Annotated in this window: 30 protein-coding genes, 1 tRNA gene, 1 pseudogene and 1 riboswitch; of the genes and pseudogenes, 17 read left to right on the plus strand and 15 right to left on the minus strand. The window is 50.2% G+C overall.

The annotated features are described in order from the left end of the window. Positions 1–58: 58 nt before the first annotated feature. Positions 59–232 (minus strand): general stress protein, encoded by a 174-nt coding sequence (locus HV334_RS15255; protein ID WP_003036022.1) that lies wholly within the window; start codon positions 230–232, stop codon positions 59–61. A 386-nt stretch (positions 233–618) separates the two neighbouring features. Between HV334_RS15255 and wrbA the strand changes: the two genes are divergently transcribed. Next, complete coding sequence (gene wrbA / locus HV334_RS15260) at positions 619–1215, plus strand: NAD(P)H:quinone oxidoreductase (RefSeq protein WP_003832057.1); 597 nt, start codon at positions 619–621, stop codon at positions 1213–1215. Positions 1216–1235: 20 nt separating this feature from the next. After that, the gene (locus HV334_RS15265; protein ID WP_016152581.1) at positions 1236–1463 is read left to right on the plus strand and encodes a YccJ family protein; all 228 of its coding nucleotides are present in this window, start codon (positions 1236–1238) and stop codon (positions 1461–1463) included. 38 nt (positions 1464–1501) lie between these two features. On the opposite strand, the gene agp is transcribed toward HV334_RS15265, so the two are convergent. The 8 genes from agp to HV334_RS15305 form a co-directional block, all read right to left on the minus strand. After that, on the minus strand, positions 1502–2743 hold the full coding sequence (gene agp / locus HV334_RS15270; RefSeq protein WP_115190720.1) for a bifunctional glucose-1-phosphatase/inositol phosphatase: 1242 nt from the start codon (positions 2741–2743) through the stop codon (positions 1502–1504). Between the two features lie 87 nt (positions 2744–2830). Then, the gene (locus HV334_RS15275) at positions 2831–3538 is read right to left on the minus strand and encodes a winged helix-turn-helix domain-containing protein (RefSeq protein ID WP_181220572.1); all 708 of its coding nucleotides are present in this window, start codon (positions 3536–3538) and stop codon (positions 2831–2833) included. A gap of 69 nt (positions 3539–3607) precedes the next feature. Continuing rightward, positions 3608–4363 (minus strand): sulfite exporter TauE/SafE family protein, encoded by a 756-nt coding sequence (locus HV334_RS15280; RefSeq protein WP_181220573.1) that lies wholly within the window; start codon positions 4361–4363, stop codon positions 3608–3610. Positions 4364–4497: 134 nt separating this feature from the next. Then, positions 4498–5004 carry a protein disulfide oxidoreductase gene (locus HV334_RS15285; RefSeq protein ID WP_181220574.1) on the minus strand — a complete coding sequence of 169 codons (507 nt, stop codon included), beginning with the start codon at positions 5002–5004 and terminating at the stop codon, positions 4498–4500. Beyond that, entirely contained in the window at positions 4994–5617 is a 624-nt protein-coding gene (locus tag HV334_RS15290; protein ID WP_016152576.1) for a DsbA family protein, read from the minus strand. Before HV334_RS15290 ends, HV334_RS15285 begins: the two co-directional genes overlap by 11 nt. Next, positions 5614–7494 (minus strand): protein-disulfide reductase DsbD domain-containing protein, encoded by a 1881-nt coding sequence (locus HV334_RS15295; protein ID WP_181220575.1) that lies wholly within the window; start codon positions 7492–7494, stop codon positions 5614–5616. Before HV334_RS15295 ends, HV334_RS15290 begins: the two co-directional genes overlap by 4 nt. Before the next feature lie 48 nt (positions 7495–7542). Then, positions 7543–7905 (minus strand): copper resistance protein, encoded by a 363-nt coding sequence (locus tag HV334_RS15300; protein WP_103766121.1) that lies wholly within the window; start codon positions 7903–7905, stop codon positions 7543–7545. A 70-nt stretch (positions 7906–7975) separates the two neighbouring features. Next, positions 7976–8380, minus strand: a complete 405-nt coding sequence (locus tag HV334_RS15305) for a VOC family protein (RefSeq protein ID WP_103766120.1) — start codon at positions 8378–8380, stop codon at positions 7976–7978. A gap of 397 nt (positions 8381–8777) precedes the next feature. On the opposite strand from HV334_RS15305, the gene dsbA reads away from it, so the two are divergent. From dsbA to HV334_RS15325, 4 genes are all read left to right on the plus strand, one after another. After that, positions 8778–9401, plus strand: coding sequence for a thiol:disulfide interchange protein DsbA (dsbA, locus tag HV334_RS15310; protein WP_181220576.1), 624 nt, complete (start codon positions 8778–8780; stop codon positions 9399–9401). A gap of 206 nt (positions 9402–9607) precedes the next feature. Continuing rightward, positions 9608–10528, plus strand: a complete 921-nt coding sequence (gene cbpA, locus HV334_RS15315) for a curved DNA-binding protein (RefSeq protein WP_016152571.1) — start codon at positions 9608–9610, stop codon at positions 10526–10528. Beyond that, positions 10528–10821, plus strand: coding sequence for a chaperone modulator CbpM (gene cbpM, locus HV334_RS15320; RefSeq protein WP_016156156.1), 294 nt, complete (start codon positions 10528–10530; stop codon positions 10819–10821). Before cbpA ends, cbpM begins: the two co-directional genes overlap by 1 nt. 121 nt (positions 10822–10942) lie before the next feature. Then, the gene (locus HV334_RS15325; RefSeq protein ID WP_016152569.1) at positions 10943–11629 is read left to right on the plus strand and encodes a Crp/Fnr family transcriptional regulator; all 687 of its coding nucleotides are present in this window, start codon (positions 10943–10945) and stop codon (positions 11627–11629) included. Positions 11630–11676: 47 nt separating this feature from the next. On the opposite strand, the gene HV334_RS15330 is transcribed toward HV334_RS15325, so the two are convergent. The 3 genes from HV334_RS15330 to deoD all read right to left on the minus strand — a co-directional run bounded on the left by HV334_RS15330 (position 11677) and on the right by deoD (position 14509). Next, on the minus strand, positions 11677–12513 hold the full coding sequence (locus tag HV334_RS15330) for an outer membrane protein OmpK (RefSeq protein ID WP_181220577.1): 837 nt from the start codon (positions 12511–12513) through the stop codon (positions 11677–11679). A 95-nt stretch (positions 12514–12608) separates the two neighbouring features. Further along, positions 12609–13763 (minus strand): MFS transporter TsgA, encoded by a 1155-nt coding sequence (gene tsgA, locus HV334_RS15335; protein WP_016156155.1) that lies wholly within the window; start codon positions 13761–13763, stop codon positions 12609–12611. 38 nt (positions 13764–13801) lie between these two features. Continuing rightward, a complete protein-coding gene (gene deoD / locus HV334_RS15340) occupies positions 13802–14509 on the minus strand; it encodes a purine-nucleoside phosphorylase (RefSeq protein WP_153690539.1) in 708 nt (235 codons plus the stop codon). A 343-nt stretch (positions 14510–14852) separates the two neighbouring features. Between deoD and HV334_RS15345 the strand changes: the two genes are divergently transcribed. The 8 genes from HV334_RS15345 (at position 14853) to HV334_RS15380 (ending at position 22021) form a co-directional block, all read left to right on the plus strand. Next, the gene (locus HV334_RS15345; RefSeq protein ID WP_249415023.1) at positions 14853–15350 is read left to right on the plus strand and encodes a GNAT family N-acetyltransferase; all 498 of its coding nucleotides are present in this window, start codon (positions 14853–14855) and stop codon (positions 15348–15350) included. Positions 15351–15576: 226 nt separating this feature from the next. Beyond that, positions 15577–15801, plus strand: a riboswitch (cobalamin riboswitch). Positions 15802–16021: 220 nt separating this feature from the next. Continuing rightward, positions 16022–17077, plus strand: coding sequence for an ABC transporter substrate-binding protein (locus HV334_RS15350; RefSeq protein WP_181220578.1), 1056 nt, complete (start codon positions 16022–16024; stop codon positions 17075–17077). A gap of 66 nt (positions 17078–17143) precedes the next feature. Then, positions 17144–18211, plus strand: a complete 1068-nt coding sequence (locus HV334_RS15355) for an iron ABC transporter permease (protein WP_181220579.1) — start codon at positions 17144–17146, stop codon at positions 18209–18211. Further along, positions 18208–19023 (plus strand): ABC transporter ATP-binding protein, encoded by an 816-nt coding sequence (locus HV334_RS15360; protein WP_047501115.1) that lies wholly within the window; start codon positions 18208–18210, stop codon positions 19021–19023. Before HV334_RS15355 ends, HV334_RS15360 begins: the two co-directional genes overlap by 4 nt. A gap of 10 nt (positions 19024–19033) precedes the next feature. After that, positions 19034–19474 (plus strand): pseudoazurin, encoded by a 441-nt coding sequence (locus tag HV334_RS15365; protein ID WP_047501117.1) that lies wholly within the window; start codon positions 19034–19036, stop codon positions 19472–19474. Between the two features lie 27 nt (positions 19475–19501). Further along, a complete protein-coding gene (gene petA / locus HV334_RS15370; RefSeq protein ID WP_049271500.1) occupies positions 19502–20053 on the plus strand; it encodes a ubiquinol-cytochrome c reductase iron-sulfur subunit in 552 nt (183 codons plus the stop codon). A 1-nt stretch (position 20054) separates the two neighbouring features. After that, on the plus strand, positions 20055–21215 hold the full coding sequence (locus HV334_RS15375; protein WP_181220580.1) for a cytochrome b N-terminal domain-containing protein: 1161 nt from the start codon (positions 20055–20057) through the stop codon (positions 21213–21215). A gap of 2 nt (positions 21216–21217) precedes the next feature. Beyond that, entirely contained in the window at positions 21218–22021 is an 804-nt protein-coding gene (locus tag HV334_RS15380) for a cytochrome c1 (RefSeq protein ID WP_181221906.1), read from the plus strand. A gap of 387 nt (positions 22022–22408) precedes the next feature. Here the strand turns inward: HV334_RS15380 and HV334_RS15385 are convergent, their stop codons facing one another. Beyond that, positions 22409–23041: a hypothetical protein gene (locus HV334_RS15385; RefSeq protein ID WP_181220581.1), complete on the minus strand. Its 633-nt coding sequence runs from the start codon at positions 23039–23041 to the stop codon at positions 22409–22411. Between the two features lie 62 nt (positions 23042–23103). After that, positions 23104–23460, minus strand: a complete 357-nt coding sequence (locus HV334_RS15390; protein WP_101699898.1) for a hypothetical protein — start codon at positions 23458–23460, stop codon at positions 23104–23106. Between the two features lie 204 nt (positions 23461–23664). Between HV334_RS15390 and HV334_RS15395 the strand changes: the two are divergent. The 3 genes and pseudogenes from HV334_RS15395 to HV334_RS15405 form a co-directional block, all read left to right on the plus strand. Then, positions 23665–23999 (plus strand): annotated as a pseudogene (locus HV334_RS15395) (integrase); the annotation flags it as partial. 50 nt (positions 24000–24049) lie between these two features. Next, positions 24050–24280, plus strand: a complete 231-nt coding sequence (locus HV334_RS15400; RefSeq protein ID WP_049040815.1) for a type II toxin-antitoxin system Phd/YefM family antitoxin — start codon at positions 24050–24052, stop codon at positions 24278–24280. Positions 24281–24306: 26 nt separating this feature from the next. Further along, a complete protein-coding gene (locus HV334_RS15405; RefSeq protein WP_103766111.1) occupies positions 24307–24636 on the plus strand; it encodes a type II toxin-antitoxin system RelE/ParE family toxin in 330 nt (109 codons plus the stop codon). Between the two features lie 124 nt (positions 24637–24760). Here the strand turns inward: HV334_RS15405 and HV334_RS15410 are convergent. Further along, positions 24761–24848 (minus strand) — tRNA-Ser (locus HV334_RS15410). Positions 24849–24912 lie beyond the last annotated feature (64 nt).

Raw genomic sequence — 24912 nt, forward strand, 5'->3', positions numbered from 1 at the left:
CGTAACGTCTGACTCTGATCCTCAGCCGTCACGGCATATCTGACAGCTAGCCCGGCAATTACGATTTGTTGTTGCCGTGGCTATTTTTGCCCCCTTTTTTGCCTGCCTCTGAAGCGCGTTGCGGGTCATTCTTAAAGTTGCCCCCGCTGTGCTGGCCACCTTTTCGACCTGCTTCTGATGCTCTTTCGCGATCTTCCGCAAAGTTGCCGGAACCGCCTCGATGGTTTGCCATTACTGACCTCCGTCATTGATTAGACATCATATTGCATAGGTACTGAGGAGTGATACCTCACGCAGCGTTACGGGCGATACCCTGAAAATAACTGCGTGGGATTAAGCATAGTGAAGCGTGGCCTGAGCAGCCGCTAACTGTAATATCCTGCAACAGGATTGGCGGTGATAGAGAAATAATCACAGCAAGAAATCAATAAGTCTTTCTTATGACTACCAAATTCCACCTGGTTAAATATGTATCATTTTGCAACAAGAGAAGTTGTTATAAAAATTGTTATAAATCAAAGAAGTGATTGTGAAATTTGCACTCCTGACAGTACGTCATATCTTTAAAGGTAGGTAGCGAGTCGCTACGGACACGGTTAACTCGAGGAGTAGTGTAAAATGGCAAAAGTTCTGGTGCTTTATTATTCCATGTACGGACACATTGAAACTATGGCCCATGCAGTCGCAGAAGGCGCAAATAAGGTTGATGGCGCGGAAGTGATTATTAAGCGCGTACCAGAGACCATGCAGCCGGAGATTTTCCTCAAAGCTGGCGGCAAAACACAAAACGCACCAGTCGCAACCCCGCAAGAACTGGCAGATTACGATGCCATTATTTTTGGTACCCCCACACGCTTTGGCAATATGTCCGGTCAGATGCGCACCTTCCTCGACCAGACTGGCGGGCTGTGGGCTTCAGGCGGCCTGTACGGCAAACTCGCCAGCGTATTCAGCTCGACAGGAACCGGCGGCGGTCAGGAACAAACCATTACATCAACCTGGACTACGCTTGCTCACCATGGGATGGTGATTGTGCCTATCGGTTACGCGGCGCAAGAGCTGTTTGATGTTTCTCAAGTTCGCGGCGGTACCCCTTACGGCGCAACCACCATCGCCGGAGGCGACGGCTCTCGCCAGCCAAGTCAGGAAGAATTATCTATCGCCCGCTATCAGGGTGAATATGTCGCAGGTCTGGCAGTAAAACTCAACGGCTAATCTTCAACAGGAGGATTCGAATGCCAACTCAAGAAGCGAAAGCCCATCGCGTCGGCGAATGGGCAAGTCTGCGCAATACATCGCCGGAAATAGCCGAAGCCATTTTTGAAGTCGCGCATTATGACGAGAAACTGGCGGAAAAAATTTGGGAAGAAGGTAGCGACGAGGTGCTCATCAAAGCCTTTAAGAAAACAGACAAAGATTCGCTCTTTTGGGGTGAACAGACTATCGAACGCAAAAACGTCTAGCGCTCAGACTCCCCCGCGAACACGGGGGAGTTTTTCTTTTACTTAGCCGCCTCATTCAACACGCTGTCGAACTTATCTATCGGGCAAAAGCCATCCGCATCTATCGGACACCCTTTCAGCTCCAGCGTTACGCGCTGCGCCGGGGATTTCAGAGTCAGAACGTCTGCATTACGCAACTGCTGCGAGCTCTGATACACGTACTCGATTTTCATCAGATCACGATTTGCGTTGCTGTCATGCCAGCGCTGGAAGACAATCTTCCCGCCAATCGGCGTACGCTCGTTCTGATCGTGAAGCTGGTACGGTTTGAAATCCAGCGCGGTGAGCAGCGATGCGATGTTTGAGTCATGCCCCACCAGCACGGTTATTTTTGGCGCTTTTACGCGTTCAGTAACCAGCGCATTATCAATATACTTCACCAGCGGTTTGGCGACATTCTGCGCCACTTCCGGGGAGGTGAACAGGCTGTCCTGATAGCCATTTTTCAGCTTCGACAAAACCTTCCACTGTTGATCGGATTTAATCTCGCCCCAGGCAACCTTATCCATCGGGAAGCCTTCGTAATATTGCAGCGTGAAGGCATCAACCAGCGAATTCCCGACCTTCAGCGGCCCCGAAACCCCTGGCTCCTGCTGATATTTCGCGCTAAACGTATCTTTGGCATCGGTCAGGGAACACTGCTGTTTTTCTTTGCAGGACGGTGAGTCTTTGTAGTCGGTCATTTGCTCAAGCAACTGATAGCTGTCGTTGAGCTGCATTTGGCTACGCTCTTTCTCCATTGCCTGAACCGCCTGCTGGCTGAAGGCGGCGGAATCATCGGTGATCACCGGGTTAAAGGTGGGATCCATGGTGCCCATTTTTTCCTGATGATGGACCGGGACGTCGCAACCCGGGAAAGCACCGGTGACAAAGAACTGCGCCGTCGCGACGGTACGCTGCAGGCTGTTAGCATAGGTATAGACCGTACCCGGCGCCGGACATTCGCCCGATTTCACCATCCCCTGCTCTGCCAGCCACTCTCGCATATAGTGGCCCATATAGATTTCCAGCACGCCGCCTTTGGTGGTGAGTTGTCCGCCGGGGACATCCCATTCTGGCCATTGTTTGGGGGTGGACTGCTCAAGAACACTGCCATTATTGGCTAAAGGTGCGCGTAAGTTATGCCGACTCATCATCAATACTTGCTGAAGCTGATAGCCTTCCGGCGCGGTCTGCGCCTGCGCGGCGGTTGACACTAATACAGCCCCTGCCACGGCTGCGGCGATTAACGATTTATTCATCCCTACGACCTCTTGTTGTTATCAATCACAACAGAGTGTGACAGAAATATGACATATTTCCCGGAACGCTTTCGCAAAACGAACCATCTACGGTGTCGTTTTAATACCGAACTCGGTTTCTAATTTGCGAATGCCAAGCGGGGTGAAGGTGACGCGGCGACCACTCAGCTCCGTTTTTATCCATCGTTTTTCAATCAGCCAGCGTAGCAGCGATGCGCCAAGCACGCCGCCGGGATGGTAACGTCGTTCACTCCAGTCCAGACAACCGCAGGTTAATTTCCGCCGCGATGCGCCCGCAGCAAGGACAATCCCCATTTGTGCCAGTTTTTCCTGCCCAAGAGAGGTCAGCGTTTCACCATCCGACGTTAACCACTGACGGGAAACCAGCGTATCGAACAGCCTCACCGCCACCTCGCCAGCGAGATGATCGTAGCAGGTTCGGGCATGTCGTAAGCCTGGCGGCGTCGTGATTTTTCGTGGCGTTGATGTAGCCCACGCCACGCCCATCAGACGCTCCAGCAGTTCAGCGATATCGGAGCCTGCAAGGCGAAAATAACGATGCCTGCCCTGCGCGAGCGCCACAACAAAACGTTGTTCACACAGACGCGCCAGATGCGCACTGGCGGTCGACGCTGACACATCCGCCACTGCGCTGAGCTCGGTCGCGGTCCAGGCGCGGCCATCCATCAGGGCGCACAACATTCGCGAGCGCGATTTATCGGCCATCGCCGCCGCGGTGAGCGCCATTCGCGACTCCAGAGCGCCCTCTTCCTCACTTAACATCACTGATGCCATAGCGACCTCTTTGACCCTGAATGTCTGAATTAACGATGCCATGAATGCGTTCTAAAGTCACCGCACAGGTCACACCGCACGCAGCATCATCTCGATACCCAACCCGACCAAACAAAACAGAAAACAACGTTTAAACACGAGCGGAGAAATAACCCGTCGTACACGGGTTCCTAACCACTGACCAATCAGCGCAGGAACAATGGCCAAAGCCGATAAGCTCAACGACTGTACGGGCAGCGCGTTGTGCCACCACAGACCAAGCGCCAAAGCCAATGTCGAAAACGTAAAAGAGATCCCGAGCGCCTGAACCAGTTCATCTTTCTCAAAACCCAATGACTGGATCCAGGGCACGGCGGGCATCACAAATACACCGGTTCCGCCAGTCAATAAGCCAGTAACAAATCCTATGACGAGGGAGTACGGTTTTTCATGCTGCGGAGCCACTGCAATTTTCTTTCCGGCCAGCGTCCAGATAACGTAAGCCACCAGCGCCACGCCGAGCGCAAACTGGGTACGGGTGGTGTCGCCGCCGGTAATCCAGGCGCTGGCAAGCAATGTCGCCACCACCACCGTCAATAACATTGGCCACAGTCGTTTGACTAATTGACGCGTATTTCCGCCACCGCCAAACTGAAACAGATTGCTAATCAGCGAAGGCAACAGCAGCATGGCCGCCGCCGCAACCGGCGAAATAAGCGATCCGAGGATCCCCATAGCCACGGTGGGCAATCCCATACCAGTGACGCCTTTTACCATCCCGGCGAGGACAAACGTGGCGGCAATCATCATCACCAGAGCGGGCCCAAACGCTAACGAACTCGTCATGTTGCACTTTCCTGAAAAAGAGAAGATGACCCATTCTGGACGTTAATCGCGGTGCTCGCTTCGCCAGGCAACGAAATATGTCTTCCCTCTTACGGGTAATAATATAAAAAATGCCGGGTTTCCCCGGCACATTATCAGAACGTTTTTGCCCACCACAGCCGCAGCTTCATGCCCCAGTAGCTGGTCCAGCCGCTGGTTGTTGACACCACCCGACCTTGTGACACTACCACCAGCGTGGGCGTGACGCTAATCGCCCAACTGCGGGAGATTACCCCGTTCGCATCATTAATGACCGGAAAGTCCACGCCTTTACGCGACAGCCAACGAGACACCTCAGCTTCACTGCCGGAGCGTAACGCAATGGTCATCACGTTTTCCCCTTCCGAACGCAGCCTGGCGACTTCCGGCGTCGTGAAGCGGCAAACGCCGCACCAGCTCGCCCAGAAATAAAGCAGCACCGGCTCGTCTTTGCTGAGCGCCGCCAGCGTGACGGTTTCACCATCCAGCTTTTGCAAAGGCGTGCTGTCAAAAGAGCCAGGGAGCTGCGGCGCGCGCCAGACATCCATCAGCAGCATCGCCCCTGCCAACAGCGCCAGTAAGATCAGCCCTTCGCGCAGCCAGCGGCGCAGTTTACTGAGCATTGGCCGCCGCCAGCTTTTCTTTGACCACTTCCTCAAGGGTTTCCCACGGCACCGCACCGGGAATAAGCTCATCACCAATAATCGTTGCGGGGGTGCCCTGCACGCCCACCAGTCGCGCCAGTTGCAGGTTAGTGCTTAGCGTTTCAGCACTTTGGGCACCCAGCGTCACCGGACTGGCTCCCGATTTTTCCTGTGCCTGTTTGATACTGACGTCGGTATGATAACCCTTTTTCTGCATCAGTTTTTCATGTAGCGCCAGAAACTGCTGCGGATGCTCAAGCCAGGTAGTCAGCACGGTCCGCGCCGCCAGTTCCGAACTTTCCCCTTTAAACGGCAGCGGTTTAATCACTACCGCCACGTCAGGATATTTCTGCACAATTTTTTCCAGCATGGGATCCAGTTGCTTGCAGTACGGGCAGTTGTAATCGGTGAAGTTTATCAGGGTCAGTTTCGCCTGCTTAGCGCCAATCCGCGGGCTGTTGGGATCGTTAAACAGGGCCTCCTGGATTAACGCTTCAATTTGCTTTTCCTGTTCCGGTGTAAACGGTGCAGGTTCTTTCGCTACGCTGACGGCAGAAAACAGGGTTAACAGCAGAACAATCATTATTTTCATGGGGTTACTCCTTTGGCGTCGGTCAACGTTTGCAATACCGCATCGCGGGTTAACAACGTTGGTAACGCCTGGCCTTCCGGCAGACCGGGGCCATAAATTTGGTTATACGGCACAGCAACCTGGCCGCGTTTTTTCAGAAATTCTGTGATGGCTTCAGAAGGGAGCGTCCAGTCGCCGCGCAGCGCCACTACATCCGGCTGTTGCAAAGCGGTCTGTACGTCATCTTTATGCAACACGTTGTATTTGTTGACCTTACAAGTGATGCACCAGTCGGCAGTGACGTCAATGAACACACGCTTATGTTGCGCCAGCGCATCCTCAATCGCCTGCTCGCTAAGCGGTTGCCAGTTCACGCTTTCTTTAGCGCTAGCGTGTCCGGCCAGCCCTAAATGTGGGAGCAGCAACGTCGCAAGCCAGATAGCCGAACCCAGCATCATGACACCGAGAAGAAGCCGCAAACTATTCATCCAGCGTCCCGGACGCGGCAAACGCAGCGCCAGACCAGGACGCAGAGCCACCAGCAGCCACGGCAAGCTCATCCCCAGGCCAAGTGCGATAAACAGTCCCCACAACGTTGGTAACGAAGCGGTCAATGCCACCGCTACCGCTGTTCCCAGAAACGGGGCGCTGCACGGCGTGGCGAGCAGGGTCGCAAATGCGCCTTGCCAGAAATGTCCCGACAAGCCGTTGCCACCGCGAGTCGCCAGCGTGGTGGTCATCGCCGAAGGCAGGCGGAATTCAAACCACCCGAACAGGCTGGCGCTGAATGTCAGCATCACCACGACCATGACGCCAATGAACCACGGGTTCTGAAACTGGATCCCCCAGCCAAGCGCCTGATTGGTTAAACGTAGCACTGTCATCAATAACGCCAGGGCCATAAAGGAGACCAGGATCCCAGCTACCGATGCGAGGAGCTGACGGCGGATCTGGCGACGGCTTTTTTCCTCAACCAGCAAAATAGAGCCCAGTTTCATGCCGAGAACCGGTAACACACAGGGCATCAGGTTGAGGATCAAACCGCCCAGCAGCGCCATTAGCACCACCTGCCACAATGGGAGTGAGGCGTTCTCAATAACCGGGGCTTCGCCAATCGCAAGACGACTTTCCTGGGCAACACCGTTATCTGCCAGCACCAGCGTGACCGACTTACCGCGTAAATCCGGCGCGCCTTCCCCCCAACCGTCATGAACGGGTACCGTGGCGCGTAACGTCTCACCTGCGACGTGAATTTGCGGCATGCCAAAATCAGCATCATTAACGGCGTCAAGATACAGCCCTGGCGCAGTCCATCCTCCCGCGCGGTGAGCCTCGACGACCAGCTCGCCGGCCCGTGCGCCAGCGCGCAAAGTATCGGTCAGGCCGCTGGCAAGCGGGATCTGCCCCATTGCCTGCGCATAGTCATGCGCAAAAGTCGGGTCCTGGGTCGTGGAGGTCACGGAAAAAGGAAAATCCGTCAACAGGCAAACGTTGCTACAGGTGGATAGCGTCAAAACACCGCTAAGCGTGGCGGGCGATCTGCCGCGCACAACCATCGGGAACGTCACATTATCGTGATAGCCCTGGGTCGTGATATTAGCGACCTCAAAGCGTGCAGGGGTTGGCCAGAACCAGTCGACCGCAGGCATTTCCCCTTGCCAGGCGATAGATGGCGCGACGCCTCCCTCGCCCGGCGAACGCCAGTAGGTTTTCCAGCCGTCCTCCAGTTTAACATCCAGCAACAGACGAGTTTCGCCGCCTGAGGACGTATCAGCGCGTAACCGCACACTGGCGTGATCGTTATCGGATGAACGCAGCCAGCCGGGTTCAGCCGCCCAGGATACGGGCAGCCATAGCAATAACAGACAGAGCAGCACCTGCCTGAAAACAGTCATCATATATTTTCTCCGTGAATAATTATCTAACAGTCAGCAACGGCTGTTCTGTCATTCACGGAAGACGCAAAATCGCAGATGTACCCTTAGCGTAGGCGGCGAGATGGCTCGCGGTGGGAAAAAAGGCAGACGAAACGCCCGCACTGGCGCCAGCAGCGACAGCAGCAGACACAGCACCAGAATAGCGCCTTCGAACAGTACCGGGGGCGCCGCCAGTAATGATTTCGCGCTCAGTTCACAAGGGGTAACGGACGAGGCCTCATCGGTCTGCGCTTGTCCGCTTACGACCACGCTTGTGGCAACGGTGTCCATCTGCAACGCGTGCAGGCCCGCCATGCGTTGTGCGGTGCAAACCATCACCACAACACATGCCAGACAGAGGAACCACCATCCCATCCGTTGACGTTTCGCCATTATACCCTCACTGATTGATGCGAGTTATCTTAACCACTCACCAGGTTTTGGCAACCTTTGCGCTGTAAAGTTATGTCCTGTCATCAGCAGGATATACCGCGATTTCAATCAGATTGAGATCGGGATCTCTGACATAAACCGAGCGAATCGGTCCCATCGCACCGGTTCGTGCAACCGGTCCCTCAACAATATCGACCCCGTGCGTTTGAAACGTGGCAATCACCTCTTCCAGCGCACGCGTGGTGATAAAACACAAATCCAGCGCCCCCGGCGTTGGCGCGTGAGCTTTGGGTTCAAACTCTTTTCCCCGAATGTGGAGGTTAATTTTCTGATTGCCAAAGACGAAGGCTTTCCGCCCTTGCGCGAAGGTTTCCAGCCTCATCCCTAAAAGTTCGACATAAAAATGAACGCATGCCTCTTCATTATTGGAGGTCAATACCAGATGATCCAGGTGGTCAATCATAGCGATATCCATTTTGGTTGCTCATCACTGACACTTACCCTATTCATTCAAACGCTACAAGAAAAAGAAAATCTTACGGCTGCGTTGACAGAACATAGCGCAACGCGTTGCTGCTCACGTTTTATAAATTAAATGATAATTAATCATATTTTCGTTTTTATTTATTACAATATAACATTGCCAAAATAATTACGAAAATATCACGGAAGTGATCATTCACTATTTACGAAGAGTACCAAAGGATATTCGCAGAACAGTACATAAATACTGTCCCGCTACGTATTGATGCGTAAATGAAAGTAAGGGTCAGCGCATTTTTAGGTGATTATCGTATTATAGCCCGACGCAATGAAGAGCGTATTCATTCGCAGAAAATTTGTTTATTGAATGTTATTTAGAGTATATGGAAATGAAAAAATATTTATTACCCCTGATTGGGTTACTTTTTACCGTTAGCGCTCAGGCAGCACCATTTACCGACGGCAAAGAGTTTATCTCACTGGAAAAACCCGTCGCTTCAGCCCCGGCAGCGCTGAAGTTTTTCTCATTCTATTGTCCTTCCTGCTATCAGTACGATGAAGTTTTTGAAATCACTGATAACGTGAAAAAAGTTTTGCCTGCTGACGTCAAACTCACCGAATACCACGTCGACTTTTTAGGCCCTCTGGGGCAGGAAATGACGCACGCCTGGTCCGTCGCCATGCTGTTGAACGTGCAAGATAAAGTCAAACCGTTGCTTTTTGATGCCGTGCAGAAAAAACAAACCATTAAATCGGCGGACGATATTCGTAACGTATTTATCAGCGCGGGCGTCTGTGCCAGTGATTATGATGCCGCATGGAATAGTTTTGCCGTAAAATCACTAACCGCCAAACAGCAAGAAATGGCTAAAGCTGTAGATTTAACTGGGGTGCCCGCCATTTTTATCAACGGTAAATATATGATAAATCCGAAAGGACTGAAATCTGATGACCTTAACGCGTTCGTACAAAACTATGCTGATACGGTCCGCTTCCTGATCACTAAATCCTGATGTTTAGCTAATCTCACTATTCGCACCACACAACAGACGCCATAACGTTAAAAAGCGCTGTTGGTGGTGCAATGCTCGCATCGTTTATAGCAATATCCTCCCTTCCCGGTTGGCATTCTCCGTTATCAGGATTACCCTAAACTTAGCGGTGATACCTGTTGTTAGGGTTCACCTTCTGCAAGTGTTGATTTACACGAGAGAACGCTATGGAATTAAAGGATTATTACGCCATTATGGGCGTGAAACCGACAGACGATCTCAAGACAATCAAGACCGCCTATCGTCGACTCGCCCGCAAATATCATCCTGATGTCAGCAAAGAGACTGACGCGGAGGCCCGGTTTAAAGAGGTTGCTGAAGCCTGGGAAGTCCTGAGTGATGAACAGCGACGCGCCGAGTACGACCAGTTGTGGCAGCACCGCAACGACCCACAGTTCAACCGTCAATTCCAACAAGGAGAGAATCAACGCTATAACGCCGAAGATTTCGACGATATCTTCTCCTCCATTTTTGGTCAGCATGCGCAACAGTCTCGCCAGCGTCATGCCAGCCGCGGGCACGATATTGAAATTGAAGTCGCCGTGTTCCTCGAGGAAACGCTTACTGAGCATAGCCGCACGATCAGTTACACCCTGCCAGTTTACAATGCGTTCGGCATGGTCGAACGTGAAATTCCTAAAACGTTGAATGTGAAAATTCCGGCTGGCGTCGGTAACGGTCAGCGTATTCGTCTGAAAGGCCAGGGCACCCCCGGTGAAAATGGCGGGCCAAACGGTGATTTGTGGCTGGTGATTCATATCGCGCCACATCCGCTGTTCGATATTGTTAACCAGGATCTGGAAGTGGTCGTTCCCCTGGCGCCGTGGGAAGCCGCGCTGGGCGCGAAAGTAACCGTTCCGACGTTAAAAGAGAGCATCCTGCTGACCATTCCTGCGGGCAGCCAGGCCGGGCAGCGGTTACGCATTAAAGGCAAAGGTCTGGTAAGTAAAAAACATACCGGCGATTTGTATGCGGTGATCAAAATCGTCATGCCGCCGAAACCTGACGATGCCAGCGCCGCCCTGTGGCAGCAGCTGGCGGATGCACAAAAGACCTTTGATCCGCGCAAAGAGTGGGGGAAAGCATAATGGCTAACGTCACCGTCACCTTTACCATTACCGAGTTTTGTCTGTACACCGGTGTGTCAGAAGAAGAGCTACATGAGATTGTCGGCTTAGGGGTGATAGAACCTCATGAAGACGAGACTTTTGACGATCATGCGCTGAACGTCATGCGTCGCGCGATACGCCTGCGTCAGGAGCTGGAACTTGACTGGCCGGGAATTGCCGTTGCGCTGACGTTGCTGGAAGAGAACGCTCAACTGCGGCAGGAAAACCGCCTGCTGCGCCAGCGACTGTCTCGCTTTATCAGCCATCCTTAGTGTGTCAAGGCCAGCATGGTGCTGGCCCTTTTATTATCCGCAACCCGCTCTTAATGACATTGCGCAGCAGATGGCATACAGTCAGCGATAAGAATTATCTCAAACAATAAGACGTTGAGCCATGCAGCTTAAGCCCCTCACAAAAGGTCGTTTTCACAATATCTGGCAGCAAGATGATGCCTTAATTGAGAAGATATTCCAGGAGTTGCTCTCTGAAACACAGATTATCCAGGAAGATGACTATCTTTACCGCCAGGGACAGGTAGTCGATCGACTAATCATGGTGCAGTCAGGGAGAATTTCTCTGCGTTATAGCGCGGAGAATGGTCGCCGTTTCCAACTGGGTGCAATGGAATGTGATGAGCAACTGTTTGGCGAAATGGAGTTTTTTACCGGGTATCGTTGCCAGCTTGATATCGTAGCCGAAGAACCGCTGACCGTGGCGGTATGCAACTGTGACCGTCTGGAGGAAGCGCTGAACCAGCACCCCAGACTGGCGATATTTTTCGCCAGCGCAATGGCCGTTGATTATCAGGATATGCTGGAAATCTTCCTGCACCGGATGCTCTACCCTATCGTACATAACGTAGCGTATGACCTGTATCGCCAGCATCAGGACAAGCAGCCAATGGATGGTTTTCATAAAAAATACCAGGAAGCTGAGCGATTCGGCACCACCGACCGGGTCTATCGGCGGGCGGTGAAAGCGCTGACGGATGCCGGGCTGGTAACGCGCACGAAGCAAGGACTGGAGATTAAGGATCTGGATGGGCTGCGTAAATTTCTCGGCAATGACATCATTGACTGACACACCAACCCTGGCAAACGGAGCATTGGTGTGTCATTTCAGCGCAATCAGAACTTATAGGTGAGGTTGAAATAGTGACCCAGCCCGGTGGTACGCCCTGCTCCACCGTGGTTTTCCATCAATGCCATGTTGCGGAAATATTTTAAGCCATAACCTACTGCATAATGCTCTGAATGCCAGTAGATGCCGTTATACCATTCAATCGCGTTATTGCTATATAACGGCTGGTTAGCAATTTTGTTCGCGGCGAACTGGTAGTCAAAGTAACCCTGATAGTTCAAATAACTGCCGTTGGCGAACGTATAGAACGGCGTCGACCAGTTGGTCGAGAACATGTAACCATCCCACTTGCCTTCGTTATCTGCACCGTAATTTTCACGTACATAGTGCGCATAAATGTTCATTCCCACCAGACCAAACCACGGCACTTTAACATCCGTGCCGAGACCAACGTAATGCTCAAATAATTCCCGGTCACCAATGTTATTTACCGTTGCGATATAGAATTCGTTAAATGGCCCAACGGATAAATCTTTATTAAAAATGGCGTCGAGGGAAAAACGTGGAGATATCTTGGCAAAGAAGTTATCCCCCCCGTGACGATCATCCTGCTCGCGATCCAAAATATCAAAGAAATCCACATAACCATACAGATCGATAATCCCGGATCGTGCGCCAAACTCCAGCTCAAGATAGGTGTCATTACGAATACCATAAGGTACTTTCGCATCCACACTTTGCATTAAGTTCATCTGCACCCAGTTAAAATCATTTTTGCGGATGTTGCCATCGGCATAATCAGCCGCAAGCGCTTGCGTACAGCACATCGCAATTACCGCACCCAGAACTGTTTTTTTCATCATTGATTTATTTTTCTTCAGCATTTTCAATTCCTTTGAGCAAGGTTGAGTGTCGCCCCACCAGATAAATGGCGTGACGGCGGGCTATCTAATTAAAGAGGTAAGCGTTATTACTGTGTTTAATTACGTTTGAGTTTTAATGTACCCATCAACATAATAAATATAATTAAATACAACACCGGTATTGCGTACATAATTTTCTGCAATCCCATAGTTTTTTCCATTAGCGCACTGATCGCCGGACTGAACATGGCGCCAGCACTACCGCTAATTAAAATATAAGAAACGTTCTGGCTACTCGCGCGCTTCACGAAAGAAACCCCGTAGGCAATAAAGGAGTTATACAGCGCTGCGCAGACAAACCCGTAACTATAGGCCAGATAATCAAGCCCGGAGATATTTTCCTTCGTGACAATGATGGTGGTAATAACGCAAGCTAACAAAATAATGCTAAGCAAGAAATAATGTATCTTTACGCGGGAAACAATAACGGTTGAGACTAATGCGCCGACCAGCGCAGCACCCCAGTATTGCGTAATAATATTACCTGCTTCTTCGAAGGGAATACCAAATTTGTTCTTCACAAATAATGGTGCCCAGGTCAGGAAGGTATACAGCGCCAACATACCTAAGAACAGGCCAATGCCTCCGCTGATAATCCCTGGATTCCACTCGGATTTCACCGGGTCTGCGCTATCCGCTGCAGGAGCCGTTTCACAGGCGGTAAAGCGGGTGAGAGCCACAACGCCCAGCGTGAGTAAGGCCACTATGCCTACGCTCAGATAGCTGTAACTCCACGACATATTGTGCGTCAGGGCGAAGGTGGTAATCAGCGGGAAAACTACGCCCGCGACGTTAAAGGTGGCGTCCTGCACCACCAGCATCGTACTTTGAATGCGATCCTGCCAAACCGAAACCACGATCGTTCCGGCCACGCACAGACCAATCCCGCCGCAGAAACCCACCAGGGTCATGGCGACCATCACCGGCCATAAGCCAGGGCTTAAGTGCATTGCCAGAGCGCAGAGGAACACTATCGAATAGATAATGAGCGTCATACGCTTAACGCCGATTTTCTCAATCAGGAAAAAGGCGGCAATGGTCCCAGCTAACGCCCCACCGTTAAGCAACGAAAATATCGAGGCGACGGTATTCACATCGGCACTGTAGCGTACTGCAATCGGTTCAATCAGCATGCCAAACTGACTGGCAAATCCTGCCATAATAAAATTTGCCAGAAAACTAATCAGCGTAAGTGCTATTTTATTCTTCATATAATGCCATCTCTGATTGGTTCATTTAAATGCTGATGCTAAGCCGTAACAGCTGTATTTAGCGCCAGCTCTATCATATTTTTAAAGGTTAACTGCCGTTCTTCCGCCGTTGTTTCTTCTCCTGTCAGGCAATGATCGGATACGGTTAATATAGCCAACGCTTCAATATTAAACTGATGCGCTAAAGCGTATAACCCTGCCACTTCCATATCCACACCCAGCACACCAAACTTTTCCAGTGCAGGTATTAAATTTTCGTCAGGATCGTAATAAAGATCGCCACTGAAGACATTGCCGACTTTAACGTCAATACCGGCCTTCTGCGCCAATGCCCACGCCTGCTGCAATAATGGGAAATGGGCAGATGTCGCCATCGTGTAGCCCGCGCTACGTTTTAAATTTGTGATGGAATCCGTTCCGGCGGCGATGGCAAGAATAATATCTCGCATTTTGACATGATGTTGTGTTGCCCCCAGACTGCCGACACGAATAATTCTCTGTACACCGAAATCATGTACCAGTTCATGAGCATAAAGCGTCATTGACGGTATACCCATGCCATGTCCCATCACCGAAACAGGTTGCCCAAAATAAAGACCGGTATAGCCCAGCATATTGCGTACATTGGTGACTTCGCGGTAATCCATTAGATAATTTTCGGCAATAAACTTAGCGCGAAGCGGATCGCCCGGCATAATAACGGTTGGCGCAAAATCACCCGCTTTAGCATTAATATGTGCAGTCATAACAATTCCTGAATTATGGGTATTGAAGATATGCAGGGATTGTAACCAGCGGATTGCAGAGGATTGAGGACAAAAGTCCTGCTCAGAGGATCGGCCTCTCATTTCTGAGAGTTAGTGTTGCGGGCAGATGGTACAGAAGAAAAATGAGCCTCCTCCACAGCAAAGAAAAGCGAGGGCCAGCGCAATAAAGGAATAGATTTGCACCCAAATCGTTGGTTACCACCGCGTTGACACGAGTATCCATTGCAGCGTCAATATTGTTTTTAAAGTGGTCTTATTGTTATTATCATTTTCCGTTCTAAATTTGAGTTATGCTGCCATGATCCCATTTAGGTTTAGTGAGATGACTCCCGCCGATATTCCTGCTGTTCAGTCGTTTCTTGTTGAGCATCTTAATTTATTCTTCAATGCCGGTAGAGCCATGCCTTCTGCCGAAGAAGATCTCTTTGATCTCGCACAACAGTATATCTTGCAGGAGAGAAATTCATTACTTTGCGCGTGGAGTGAAAACCAGGAATTAATCGCTACACTGGCGGTATGTCAATATGATGATCGTATTACTGAACTACGTGGTCGCTATACCTTGTCTGAAACGGCGGAAATTTGTCGTTGCTACGTGGATGAGCGCTACCGCAGACAGGGGATCGGAAGTCAGTTGTTTGCTTTAGCTGAGGTATTCTGTCAGCGACATCAATATAAGACTTTGTATCTCCACACACATCATTTTTTACCCGGAGGGTATTATTTCTGGTTGCGTAACAATTTTAACGTGATTATGGATATGCAGGATGAATGGCAATTGGTACATATGGAGAGTACACAAAAAAGAGTCAAGCGCTGATATGCGGAACTTTTGATGGTGATCAATATGTTTCATACACAGAAGTTTCAGCATGCGTGTAATTTGATCAATATCAACCAATTCTCATTTAGCTTGCTGTTGCTATTTTCATTTACAACATCGCAGTAACCAACAAAATCATAACTCGCTGTATTAAATGGGTATTTTTTCTACACCATTACCTTTGATCTCTTACCCTCTATGGTTGACCTTGTTAACAATTGCCGCTAGAGTCGCTTTCGACAGCATTTCATTACATTTTTGTATATGAATAGGAATATGGTGAGAATTATTCAATTCAATTCCATAACTGCCCCCGCAACTGTAGGCGGATGCAGAATATCCCTGTGTGGCTCATAAACCACAGGTCACTGTAAAGTTCATCTTTATGGGAAGGCCGATATTCTGATTACCGTGAGTCAGGAGACCTGCTGTCAAAGGTATATGCCATTGAGTGGACGGGATGGTCCATGGGATGAATTATTTGACGCAAGCGGTAGTGTATTTATGAATAAGATTTTGGCTGAGTAAAGCTTATTTGCATTTTTTGCATATCTTCATTCTTAAATTTCACGATTCAATGTCATCTATCTTCATGTCTCCTCCCGATATATGGAATGAAATAAGCCATGACCAGACCTTAAGATTCTGGCATCAACGGGACGATGATAATGCACGCTAATTCTACCTTTTACTTCTCTAAAAAAACGCTTCTGGCTATTTTTGGCACGACTGCTCTCCTGCTTACTTCCGGTTTTTCCGAGGCAGCAAAAACCGAATATCCTCTGACGATTAAAAACTGTGGCCGCGATATTACCTTCAATCAGGCACCAACCCGCGTGGCGACGGTGGGTCAGAACAGTACCGAGATTCTCTATTCACTGGGGCTGGCCGATCGCGTCGTGGGTACTTCGCTGTGGTTTGGCCCGGTACTGGAGGCTTATAAAACAGCAAACGAAAAAGTCGCCGTTATCGCGCAAAATATTCCAAGCTTTGAAGGGATCGTGGCGAAAAAACCGGATCTGATCGCCAGTCAGTTTGAGTGGCAAATCGGCCCTGCTGGCACGGTTGCCTCTTACGAACAGTTTAGTGAACTCAAAATTCCTGTTTACACCGCGCCAGCTGACTGTGCGAAAGATAACGAAGATGGTGATGATGGTGTCCGTAAGGGCATGTTTGATATTGCCATGGTGTATCAGGAAGTCGCCGATCTGGCGAAAATCTTCGATGTTCAGGATAAAGGCGAGGCGCTGATTGCCAGCCTTAAAGCACGTGAAGCCGCAGCGAAAAATAAAATTACCGGAATGGATGAGAATGTTTCCGCCGTGTTCTGGTTCTCAAGCGCCGACCTCCAGCTTGACCCTTACGTTGCCGGGAAGTTTGGTCCGGCGGCATGGATCGCCCAAACGCTGGGAGTGAAGAATGTGATTGATTCTGCTGAAGAGTGGCCAACGGTGGGTTGGGAAACCATCGCAAAAGCGAATCCTTCACTCATTGTGCTCGGTGAGATGAGCCGTCGCCGTTTCCCGGCGGATGACTGGAAGGTCAAGATGGAATACCTCAAGTCCGATCCTGTCGCCAAACTGGTTCCTGCCGTCAAGGAAAACCATCTACCGGTCATTGACGTACAGACCATGAATGCCGGGATCAGAACTATTGATGGTGTGGAAAAACTGGCTGATGCCCTTGTTGAATATGGCTTAGCACATCCGCAGGCTGCTCATTAATCTACGTTTTGCGCTATATCCTCACACGGTATAGCGCATCTCCGTTACTCAGGAACGCAGATAATCATGAGTGATTCACGCAGGATGCGTCGCGCTGTTGGTCAGCTTGCGGTGAGAGTCAGTGGGCATGCCGTTTGGGTCAGTGCGCTAATGTGTGGCGTGCTGCTGGCGGGGATTTCCATCGGCGAAACGCTTATCCCCTGGCAGCATGTTTTCAGCACGCTGGCAAATCATCTTTTTGATACACACTATCCTGTCGATGCGCTGGATGCAGGGATCGTCTGGAACTACCGCCTGACCCGAGCGCTGGTCTCGGCCAGTTGCGGCGCGTGCCTGGCTGTTTCCGGCGTAGTGTTACAGTCGCTGCTACGCAATGCGCTCGCCGAACCCTATCTACTGGGGATTTCTGCCGGAGCGTCCACCGGAGCGGTGCTGATTGCTCTCACTGGACTTGGGGCTGGCATCATCAGTATGTCATTGGGCGCTTTCATTGGTGCGCTGACGGCATTTCTGTTCGTTGCGCTATTGGCGATGGCCGCTGGCGGTAGACAAGGTGGGGGTGTAACAACCCAAATCATCCTTGCCGGGATCGCCAGCTCCCAGCTTTTCAATGCGATTACATCGCTTATCATCACCCGCTCAGCAAACGCCGAGCAAGCACGCGGTATTATGTTCTGGCTGTTGGGCAATTTGAGCGGTGTACGCTGGCCCGATGTAGTCTTAGCCATTCCTACCGCTCTGGTCGGTATCGCGCTGTGCTTCTGTTATGCCCGCCATCTTGATGCTTTCTCCTTTGGTGCGGAGTCTGCGGCATCGCTGGGCATTCCGGTAAAACGTACCCGTGCAGTACTGATTGCCGCCGTCACCGGCATGACGGCGATTATGGTCTCCATTGTGGGTGCGATCGGCTTTGTCGGTCTGGTGATCCCTCATGCTGCTCGTCTGCTGGTCGGCAACCAGCATCATCGACTGCTGCCGGTTAGTGCGCTTACCGGAGCTATTTTCCTCATTATCGCTGATGTTATTTCCCGCACGTTACTACCCGGTCAGGTACTCCCAATAGGCGTGATCACGGCTCTGGTTGGCGCTCCTGCGTTTTCAATCATTCTGATTAGAGGAAACCAGAACAAATGACGGTGAATCTCGTACAGCCACTCGTTGCCTCTGCGCAAGTCGTTATTGAAGCCTGTAATTTGTACTGGAAGGTAAAAGGTAAGACGATTGTTGAAGATATTTCACTCAGCGTAACGCCCGGCGAGTTTGTCGGCATCATCGGTCCCAACGGCTCGGGCAAAACGTCACTGATTTCACTGCTGGCCGGTTTGCTGAAGCCAACTTCCGGGCGTATCACCCTGCAGCAAAAGGCGCTCCAGCATTATTCGCGGCGTCACCTTGCGCAGCGGGTGGCGCTGGTCGAACAACAGGCAGAAACCAGCGAGCGTCTTACCGCTTTACAAGCCGTTTCTCTGGGGCGCACGCCCTGGCTTAGCCTGCTCTCGCCCTGGTCCGCCAAAGATGACGATATCGTGCAAACTATGCTGGAGAAGGTCGATCTCCGTGAATTACAGCACCGATGCTGGCATACCTTTTCCGGGGGAGAAAAACAGCGCCTGCATATCGCCCGGGCGCTGGCGCAGCAGCCGCAGTTGTTACTGATGGATGAACCCACCAACCATCTCGACATTCAACATCAGATTGGCCTGCTTAGTCTGGTTAAACGTGAAAAGCTCACGGTCATTGCCGCTCTGCACGACCTCAATCATGCCGCGATGTTCTGCGATCGCATCATCGTCATGACATCCGGGCATATGGCTATGCAGGGGACTCCTTGCGCCGTGTTTACCCGTGAAAACCTCCATGCCTGGTTTGGTATCGACGCCATTGTTGAACATGAAACTGGCGCTGAAAACTGTTTTATCCGTTATCAAAGACCTGATGAATTTTAAGGAAGAATCGATGAAATATCTCAAACAGAGTCTGAAAGTTTTATGTTTACTCGCCCTCGCCTCTTCAACCTTCGCACAAACTCACGACGTTTTGATGAAAAATCGTGGGTCTGCGGGACCAATGGTCTATGAGCCGGATTATCTGGAGATCCAGCCCGGGGATACGGTGAAGTTTATCCGTAAACATAAGAGCCACAACGCGGCTTCAATCGCTGAATTGTCTCCGGCTAACTATCCCGGTTTTTTGGGAAAAATAGATGAAGAGATCGAAGTAACTTATGACAATGCCGGATTTTACGGCATCAAATGTACACCGCATTACGCTCAGGGCATGGTGATGCTGATTAAGGTAGGAGATGCCACGTTACCAGCAAGCTATCGGGCATTCAAAGCACCGGGTATTGCTGATAAGCGCTTTCAGGAAATTTACGCGCGTATCGACAAACGTTAATCCGCGATACTCAGGGAGAAATTCGAGGTGACAGAGAACAAACTTGCAGATGGCGAAATCCAGGAACAGCGCCGGGAATGTCTGTGTAAACTGACAAAATTCGTCGGTGCGGCAGGCGTCGCTGCTGCCGTCTGGCCGCTGGTTTCGGCCCTGGGCCCGGATGAGAAGACTCTTGCGGAAAATGAACCGATTGATGTCTCTCTTGCGGGGGTTGCTGCTGGACAAACCGTCAGACGCGTATGGCAGGGAAAGCTGATTCTTATTCACCATCGCACCCAGGATGAGATTATTACTGCCAGAAGTGCCGACTGGCATACGCTTATCGACCCACAACCGGACAGCGAGAGGGTCTCAGCAGCTCATCCTCAATGGCTGGTGGTTCAAGGGTATTGTCCACATGCCGGGTGCGTACCCAACGCCCGACCAGGAGGGGTGGGTTGGATCTGTCCGTGCCACGGCTCAGAGTTTGATACCTCCGGGCGCGTGACGCGCGGCCCCGCGACGGCCAACCTGGCAATCCCGGACTACGTTATTCATTCGGATGGTCAGGCCGTGCGTATCGGCACGAAGGAAGCCTGAAATGAGGAGTGAGCGCGTCTATTCGCTTCGCTGGCGTATCCCGTTTCCTCGCTCGATTGCCGGACTCTGGGTATTCGCAATCGGCGCCATCCTGCTCGTTATACTCGCCGTGCAGATCCTTACGGGTATCGTGCTGGCGATGTTTTACGTGCCGACGGCCGAGCTGGCATTTGACTCCATTATTCATATTATGCGTGCGGTTCGCCATGGAGAACTATTACGCAACATGCATGCTATTGGCGCGTCGCTCTTTTTCTTTGCCTGTTATCTGCATATTTTTCGTGGCATGTACTACAGCGTTTACCGCAAGCCCTGGACGACAATGTGGATGATTAGCGTGACGCTGTATATCCTGCTGATGATGACCGCATTTCTTGGTTATAGCCTTATCTGGGGGCAAAAAAGCTACTGGGCGGCTACGGTAATTACCCGCTTTGCCCAGGCCATTCCGCTGGTGGGCGATACCCTTTACGCATATTTAGTCGGCAGCCATACTCCGGGAACGCCGATGCTTGGCCGCTTTTTTGTTCTCCACTTTATTCTTCCCTTTGTGATTGTCGGCGCAACGGTTTTTCATATTCGCACCGTACAGTCGGCGTTTGCGCAGGCGATGAAAAAGAGGTTTAGCGAGAAAGAGTCCAGGAGCCTGCTGTTCGATTACAAAATTACCGATCTTGATGCCATCAAAATCATCCTTTTTTTGATGATTTTCGCCTGGTTTTTATTCTTCGCGCCGCATTATCTGAGCAGCGCCGATAACTTTATTCCTGCGGATCCAACAGTTACACCCGCGATTGTTGCGCCGGAATGGTATTTTCTCCCCTTCTTCTCCATCTTGCGTTGCTTCCCAAATGAATTCGTTGGCTTAGCCGCAATGTGCAGCTCGGTACTGATTTTCTATTTCCTTCCCTGGCTTGATACTTCCCGGGCTCGTTTTCGCCATTACAGCAAACTGGTTAAATGCGGATTCTGGCTGTGGGTCATTAATGCCTGCTTTTTAGGCTGGTTAGGGTCGAAAGCGCTGGTTGGCCCCGATCTTATTGACGGTTTCCATAACGAAGAGGGCTGGATCCGTGCCGCATCGCAGCTTTCGACTCTGATTTGGTTTGCCTGGTTTTTAATCGTATTACCTTGCCGTCGTTTTCTGGAAAAGCAGGATTGATGATGAAACAACTATTGAAAATCAGCATTCTGTCCTTTTCTCTGTTGGGACTGGGTTCCTCATATGCGCAGGAAGCCACGCCTGAACGGCAGGAATGGAGCTTCAGCGGCATCAATGGCCAGTATGATAAAGCGCAGCTTCGACGTGGCCTGCAGGTTTATGAAGAGAAGTGTCGCGCCTGTCACGGCATAAAGCACCTTAGCTTTCGGTCGTTGACCAGGCCCGGCGGTCCGGAACTCACGGATGAAGAAGCAAGAAGTATCGCCAGCGGCTATCAGTTTCCTGAGATTCAGGATGACGGCCAGATTGGCGAGCGAGACGGGACGCTAAATGACAGCTTCATCTCGCCGTATCTAAACGAGCAGGAAGCACGATACCTTAACAATGGTGCTTCTCCCGTTGACCTGAGCTATATCGTGCGTGCCCGCTCATACGATCGCGGATTCCCGCAATTTCTGTTGGATGCTTTTCTGCCCTACACGGACCAGGGAGCAGATTACGTCTACGCGCTGCTAACCGGTTATCAACCTGCCGATCCCGAACTGAAGGCTAATCGCTATTTTCCCGGTGGCGTGATTAACATGCCGAAACCGCTGACCAGCGGAGAGATTCAATGGCGCCCGGCGTCGCTACAAGCTGAAACGGAGGAGCAATATGCCAGGGATGTCACCGCCTTTCTGGCATGGGCAGCCGACCCAACGCTCGCAGAACGAAGGCAGCAGGGATATTACGTTATGGGCTACCTGGCCTTTATGCTGGGGCTGCTATGGATATTACGACGAATGAAAAGGCGTTCGCTCATGTAGGCCTTGCCAGATATGAAGATGATTCAGTTCGTCAGCTTTCCGCCGGGCAGCAGCGCTGAGTTGCCCTTGCGCGACTAAGGCTGGTGAAAGATGGCATGACATAAACTGCACAAAACGAAAAAACCCCGAGCTATTAAATAGCTTGGGGTTTATATTTGGCGGAAGCGTAGAGATTCGAACTCTAGAACCCTTTCGGGGCGCCGGTTTTCAAGACCGATGACAATTTAAATAAAATCAATGACATGATATTTTTTCTTGGTAAATTGTACGAACTTTGCACCCAGAAAAAACAACATGTTAGGCACAACCTTGAAGATAGTATACCAACACTTTCAAAGAAATCTGCCTTCCATGGCTATCAATTCCCGTTCATCATATTCACCATCATCAGGTGGTGTTCCCGGTATTGGCGGCCGGGGTTGTATTAGTGCCACTGCTCCCCCTTTTTCTTAATTCCCTCACCAGCATTCCCAGTAAATCTTTTCCATCCTGACTGCGTAAAAAATCCGGCTGCACAGTAATATTTTCAGCCACAAATTTTAAATCATCGCTGGGTAGCGATTCTTCAACAGCGGCAATAAGTGCCTGCATGGGTTGCGGCGCCTCTGGTTGACGCTCCTGAATGTACCTGTCGACTTCAGTTCGGATACTCGGCACAAAATGATCGTTTTTCTGAGACTGCATGGCTTTTCGCCCCATATCCTGTGAGGCCTTAAAAACACGGTTGGTTACATCAGCCAGCGTTTCATTTGCTTTGACGGCGTTAACCAGTTTGTTGCTTAATTCAGTCCATGCGTTTGCGTATTCAACAACAACGTTTGCTGATAATGCGGTCGCTACCGCTGATGCAACGGCGCTTAATTTGCCAAATGAGGCACTGACTTTTTTTACGGAATTATCAGTTTTGTCAAAACCCGACTGCATTTTTTTGTTCGCGCTATCAACCTCTTTTTGTGCGATCAATAAAGGGGCTGTCTGGGCATTTACTGTGTAATAAATGCCTCCCAGGTCTTCTGACATGATTTCCTCCGGGCAATAAAAAACCCCGCCGGAGCAAGGTTTTAGTTATTTAAAATTATTATCTATTTAGCGTTAAAACACCCTGGCAGGGTTTTATCCAGTATCAGGTTGCCTTCAACCGTAAACCCCTGAACACCAAATAAAAATGCGTACATATAGTGTTCGACAACAACATTAGTTAATCCCACAGCGCAACGATCTTTCTCAATAGCCTTGTCCGCTGCTTCCTTAACATTTGGCATACCGAGAGGGAAAATAACTATCGCGGAACTATCCTCCCCGGTAACACGATTACCGGTGACAAATTGTCCTCCGTTCATATTGTAATTTTTAGTGCTTGCCACCGTCAGATCAGCAACGCGCTGACTGCACCCCGATAAAAATAACACTCCCAAAATACACATCGCCACTCGTTTCATTTTACAACTCCATGCCTGGAAAAATCGCACCGTATCACTACGCGCGAACAGTGCCAGAGCGAATCCGTGATTTTAACAACTTTAGGAATTTATAAAAATTAACTGAAATTATTCATTAGAAGTAAACATTCACTGCAATAGATGATCTTAATAACAGTGATTTTTATCACGATGAGTTATTTACGGATACTAATCTATTAGTCTCTTCGTTTAAAAGTGCTGTTGGCGCGGAATATATTCGGTACTGGCGGTGAGTTTGTTGTGACGACAAACAAAGGCGGTCGGGTGATCCCGAAACGTTGAATAACTGGTGGAACGATGCGAAACGAACTGCAGAGCAGAAAGCCGGCGTTCCGTTCGGCTGCAATTTCCACGACATTAAAGCGAAGGGGATTTCGGACTACGAAGGATCCAGCCGGGACAAGCAGCTGTTCTCCGGCCACAAAACTGAAAGCCAGGTGCTGGTGTACGATCGAAAAGCGAAGGTGACGCCGACGTTGGACGCTCCATTCATTGAAAAACAACACCGTTGTATTTAGATCAAATTTAGACTAAATTAAGACTCCCATAACTGATAAAGGAAAGTGCGATGCGAATTGAGACTATTAGCTTCGTTAAGAAAAATGCAGCTTCTCTCAATTTATCTGAGCCGATCCTAGTAACACAAAATGGCACACCCGCGTACGTTATCGAGTCTTATGAACAAGTGCAGGAGCGGGAAAATGCTATTGCTCTTCTGAAGCTACTCACACTGTCTGAGAAAGATAAATCTGACGGTAAGGTACTTTCGAAGGAGCAGTTACTGGATGGGCTTATATGAGAGAATACTGATATAAGGATCCTGTAATGGAAAGCGTCAAAATCGAATACACGCATACAGTCAAAACCTGCATTGATGACATTGCCAACTATCTTTATCACGTTGACGTGGAAGTGAAGCCCGTGATTACCGACATTCTTGAGCAGTTTGAGAAACAGGTCAGCCAGTTTCCCCTCGGTTGCCAAGTTTGCCCGGAGTTGATCAAGATTGGGGTTGCAAAGTATCGTGAGTGTAATACTGCAGGTGGTTATAGAGTTTTGTATTCGGTAGATGGTTCAACGATTACGGCACATGCAATTTTGTCACACCGCCAAGACGTCAAACAGTTGCTGTTTAAACGACTAATCCAAGCCTAGAAATCTCCCGCTTCGGCGGGATTTTTTTCGTCTAAGTTCCGACAGATGAGGAAAATATTCCAACAAGATATTCCAATAGCTGAAAACAACAAGGGGCTACCTTTCGGTAACCCCTTGTTTAATTTGGCGGAAGCGTAGAGATTCGAACTCTAGAACCCTTTCGGGTCGCCGGTTTTCAAGACCGGTGCCTTCAACCGCTCGGCCACGCTTCCAATGAGGCGCACTATAAACATCCCGAACGGACCTGTAAAGCACCAATGCGTTCGTTTGCCTGAA

It is taken from the genome of Citrobacter sp. RHBSTW-00944 (genome assembly GCF_013615435.1).
GTDB classification, from domain to species: domain Bacteria; phylum Pseudomonadota; class Gammaproteobacteria; order Enterobacterales; family Enterobacteriaceae; genus Citrobacter; species Citrobacter braakii.

Bases quoted from the DNA above. Each gene is read 5' to 3' on its own strand.
- HV334_RS15255 (WP_003036022.1), bottom strand. From the start codon at position 232: ATGGCAAACCATCGAGGCGGTTCCGGCAACTTTGCGGAAGATCGCGAA.
- wrbA (WP_003832057.1), top strand. From the start codon at position 619: ATGGCAAAAGTTCTGGTGCTTTATTATTCCATGTACGGACACATTGAA.
- HV334_RS15265 (WP_016152581.1), top strand. From the start codon at position 1,236: ATGCCAACTCAAGAAGCGAAAGCCCATCGCGTCGGCGAATGGGCAAGT.
- agp (WP_115190720.1), bottom strand. From the start codon at position 2,743: ATGAATAAATCGTTAATCGCCGCAGCCGTGGCAGGGGCTGTATTAGTG.
- HV334_RS15275 (WP_181220572.1), bottom strand. From the start codon at position 3,538: ATGGCATCAGTGATGTTAAGTGAGGAAGAGGGCGCTCTGGAGTCGCGA.
- HV334_RS15280 (WP_181220573.1), bottom strand. From the start codon at position 4,363: ATGACGAGTTCGTTAGCGTTTGGGCCCGCTCTGGTGATGATGATTGCC.
- HV334_RS15285 (WP_181220574.1), bottom strand. From the start codon at position 5,004: ATGCTCAGTAAACTGCGCCGCTGGCTGCGCGAAGGGCTGATCTTACTG.
- HV334_RS15290 (WP_016152576.1), bottom strand. From the start codon at position 5,617: ATGAAAATAATGATTGTTCTGCTGTTAACCCTGTTTTCTGCCGTCAGC.
- HV334_RS15295 (WP_181220575.1), bottom strand. From the start codon at position 7,494: ATGATGACTGTTTTCAGGCAGGTGCTGCTCTGTCTGTTATTGCTATGG.
- HV334_RS15300 (WP_103766121.1), bottom strand. From the start codon at position 7,905: ATGGCGAAACGTCAACGGATGGGATGGTGGTTCCTCTGTCTGGCATGT.
- HV334_RS15305 (WP_103766120.1), bottom strand. From the start codon at position 8,380: ATGGATATCGCTATGATTGACCACCTGGATCATCTGGTATTGACCTCC.
- dsbA (WP_181220576.1), top strand. From the start codon at position 8,778: ATGAAAAAATATTTATTACCCCTGATTGGGTTACTTTTTACCGTTAGC.
- cbpA (WP_016152571.1), top strand. From the start codon at position 9,608: ATGGAATTAAAGGATTATTACGCCATTATGGGCGTGAAACCGACAGAC.
- cbpM (WP_016156156.1), top strand. From the start codon at position 10,528: ATGGCTAACGTCACCGTCACCTTTACCATTACCGAGTTTTGTCTGTAC.
- HV334_RS15325 (WP_016152569.1), top strand. From the start codon at position 10,943: ATGCAGCTTAAGCCCCTCACAAAAGGTCGTTTTCACAATATCTGGCAG.
- HV334_RS15330 (WP_181220577.1), bottom strand. From the start codon at position 12,513: ATGCTGAAGAAAAATAAATCAATGATGAAAAAAACAGTTCTGGGTGCG.
- tsgA (WP_016156155.1), bottom strand. From the start codon at position 13,763: ATGAAGAATAAAATAGCACTTACGCTGATTAGTTTTCTGGCAAATTTT.
- deoD (WP_153690539.1), bottom strand. From the start codon at position 14,509: ATGACTGCACATATTAATGCTAAAGCGGGTGATTTTGCGCCAACCGTT.
- HV334_RS15345 (WP_249415023.1), top strand. From the start codon at position 14,853: ATGACTCCCGCCGATATTCCTGCTGTTCAGTCGTTTCTTGTTGAGCAT.
- HV334_RS15350 (WP_181220578.1), top strand. From the start codon at position 16,022: ATGCACGCTAATTCTACCTTTTACTTCTCTAAAAAAACGCTTCTGGCT.
- HV334_RS15355 (WP_181220579.1), top strand. From the start codon at position 17,144: ATGAGTGATTCACGCAGGATGCGTCGCGCTGTTGGTCAGCTTGCGGTG.
- HV334_RS15360 (WP_047501115.1), top strand. From the start codon at position 18,208: ATGACGGTGAATCTCGTACAGCCACTCGTTGCCTCTGCGCAAGTCGTT.
- HV334_RS15365 (WP_047501117.1), top strand. From the start codon at position 19,034: ATGAAATATCTCAAACAGAGTCTGAAAGTTTTATGTTTACTCGCCCTC.
- HV334_RS15375 (WP_181220580.1), top strand. From the start codon at position 20,055: ATGAGGAGTGAGCGCGTCTATTCGCTTCGCTGGCGTATCCCGTTTCCT.
- HV334_RS15380 (WP_181221906.1), top strand. From the start codon at position 21,218: ATGAAACAACTATTGAAAATCAGCATTCTGTCCTTTTCTCTGTTGGGA.
- HV334_RS15385 (WP_181220581.1), bottom strand. From the start codon at position 23,041: ATGTCAGAAGACCTGGGAGGCATTTATTACACAGTAAATGCCCAGACA.
- HV334_RS15390 (WP_101699898.1), bottom strand. From the start codon at position 23,460: ATGAAACGAGTGGCGATGTGTATTTTGGGAGTGTTATTTTTATCGGGG.
- HV334_RS15400 (WP_049040815.1), top strand. From the start codon at position 24,050: ATGCGAATTGAGACTATTAGCTTCGTTAAGAAAAATGCAGCTTCTCTC.
- HV334_RS15405 (WP_103766111.1), top strand. From the start codon at position 24,307: ATGGAAAGCGTCAAAATCGAATACACGCATACAGTCAAAACCTGCATT.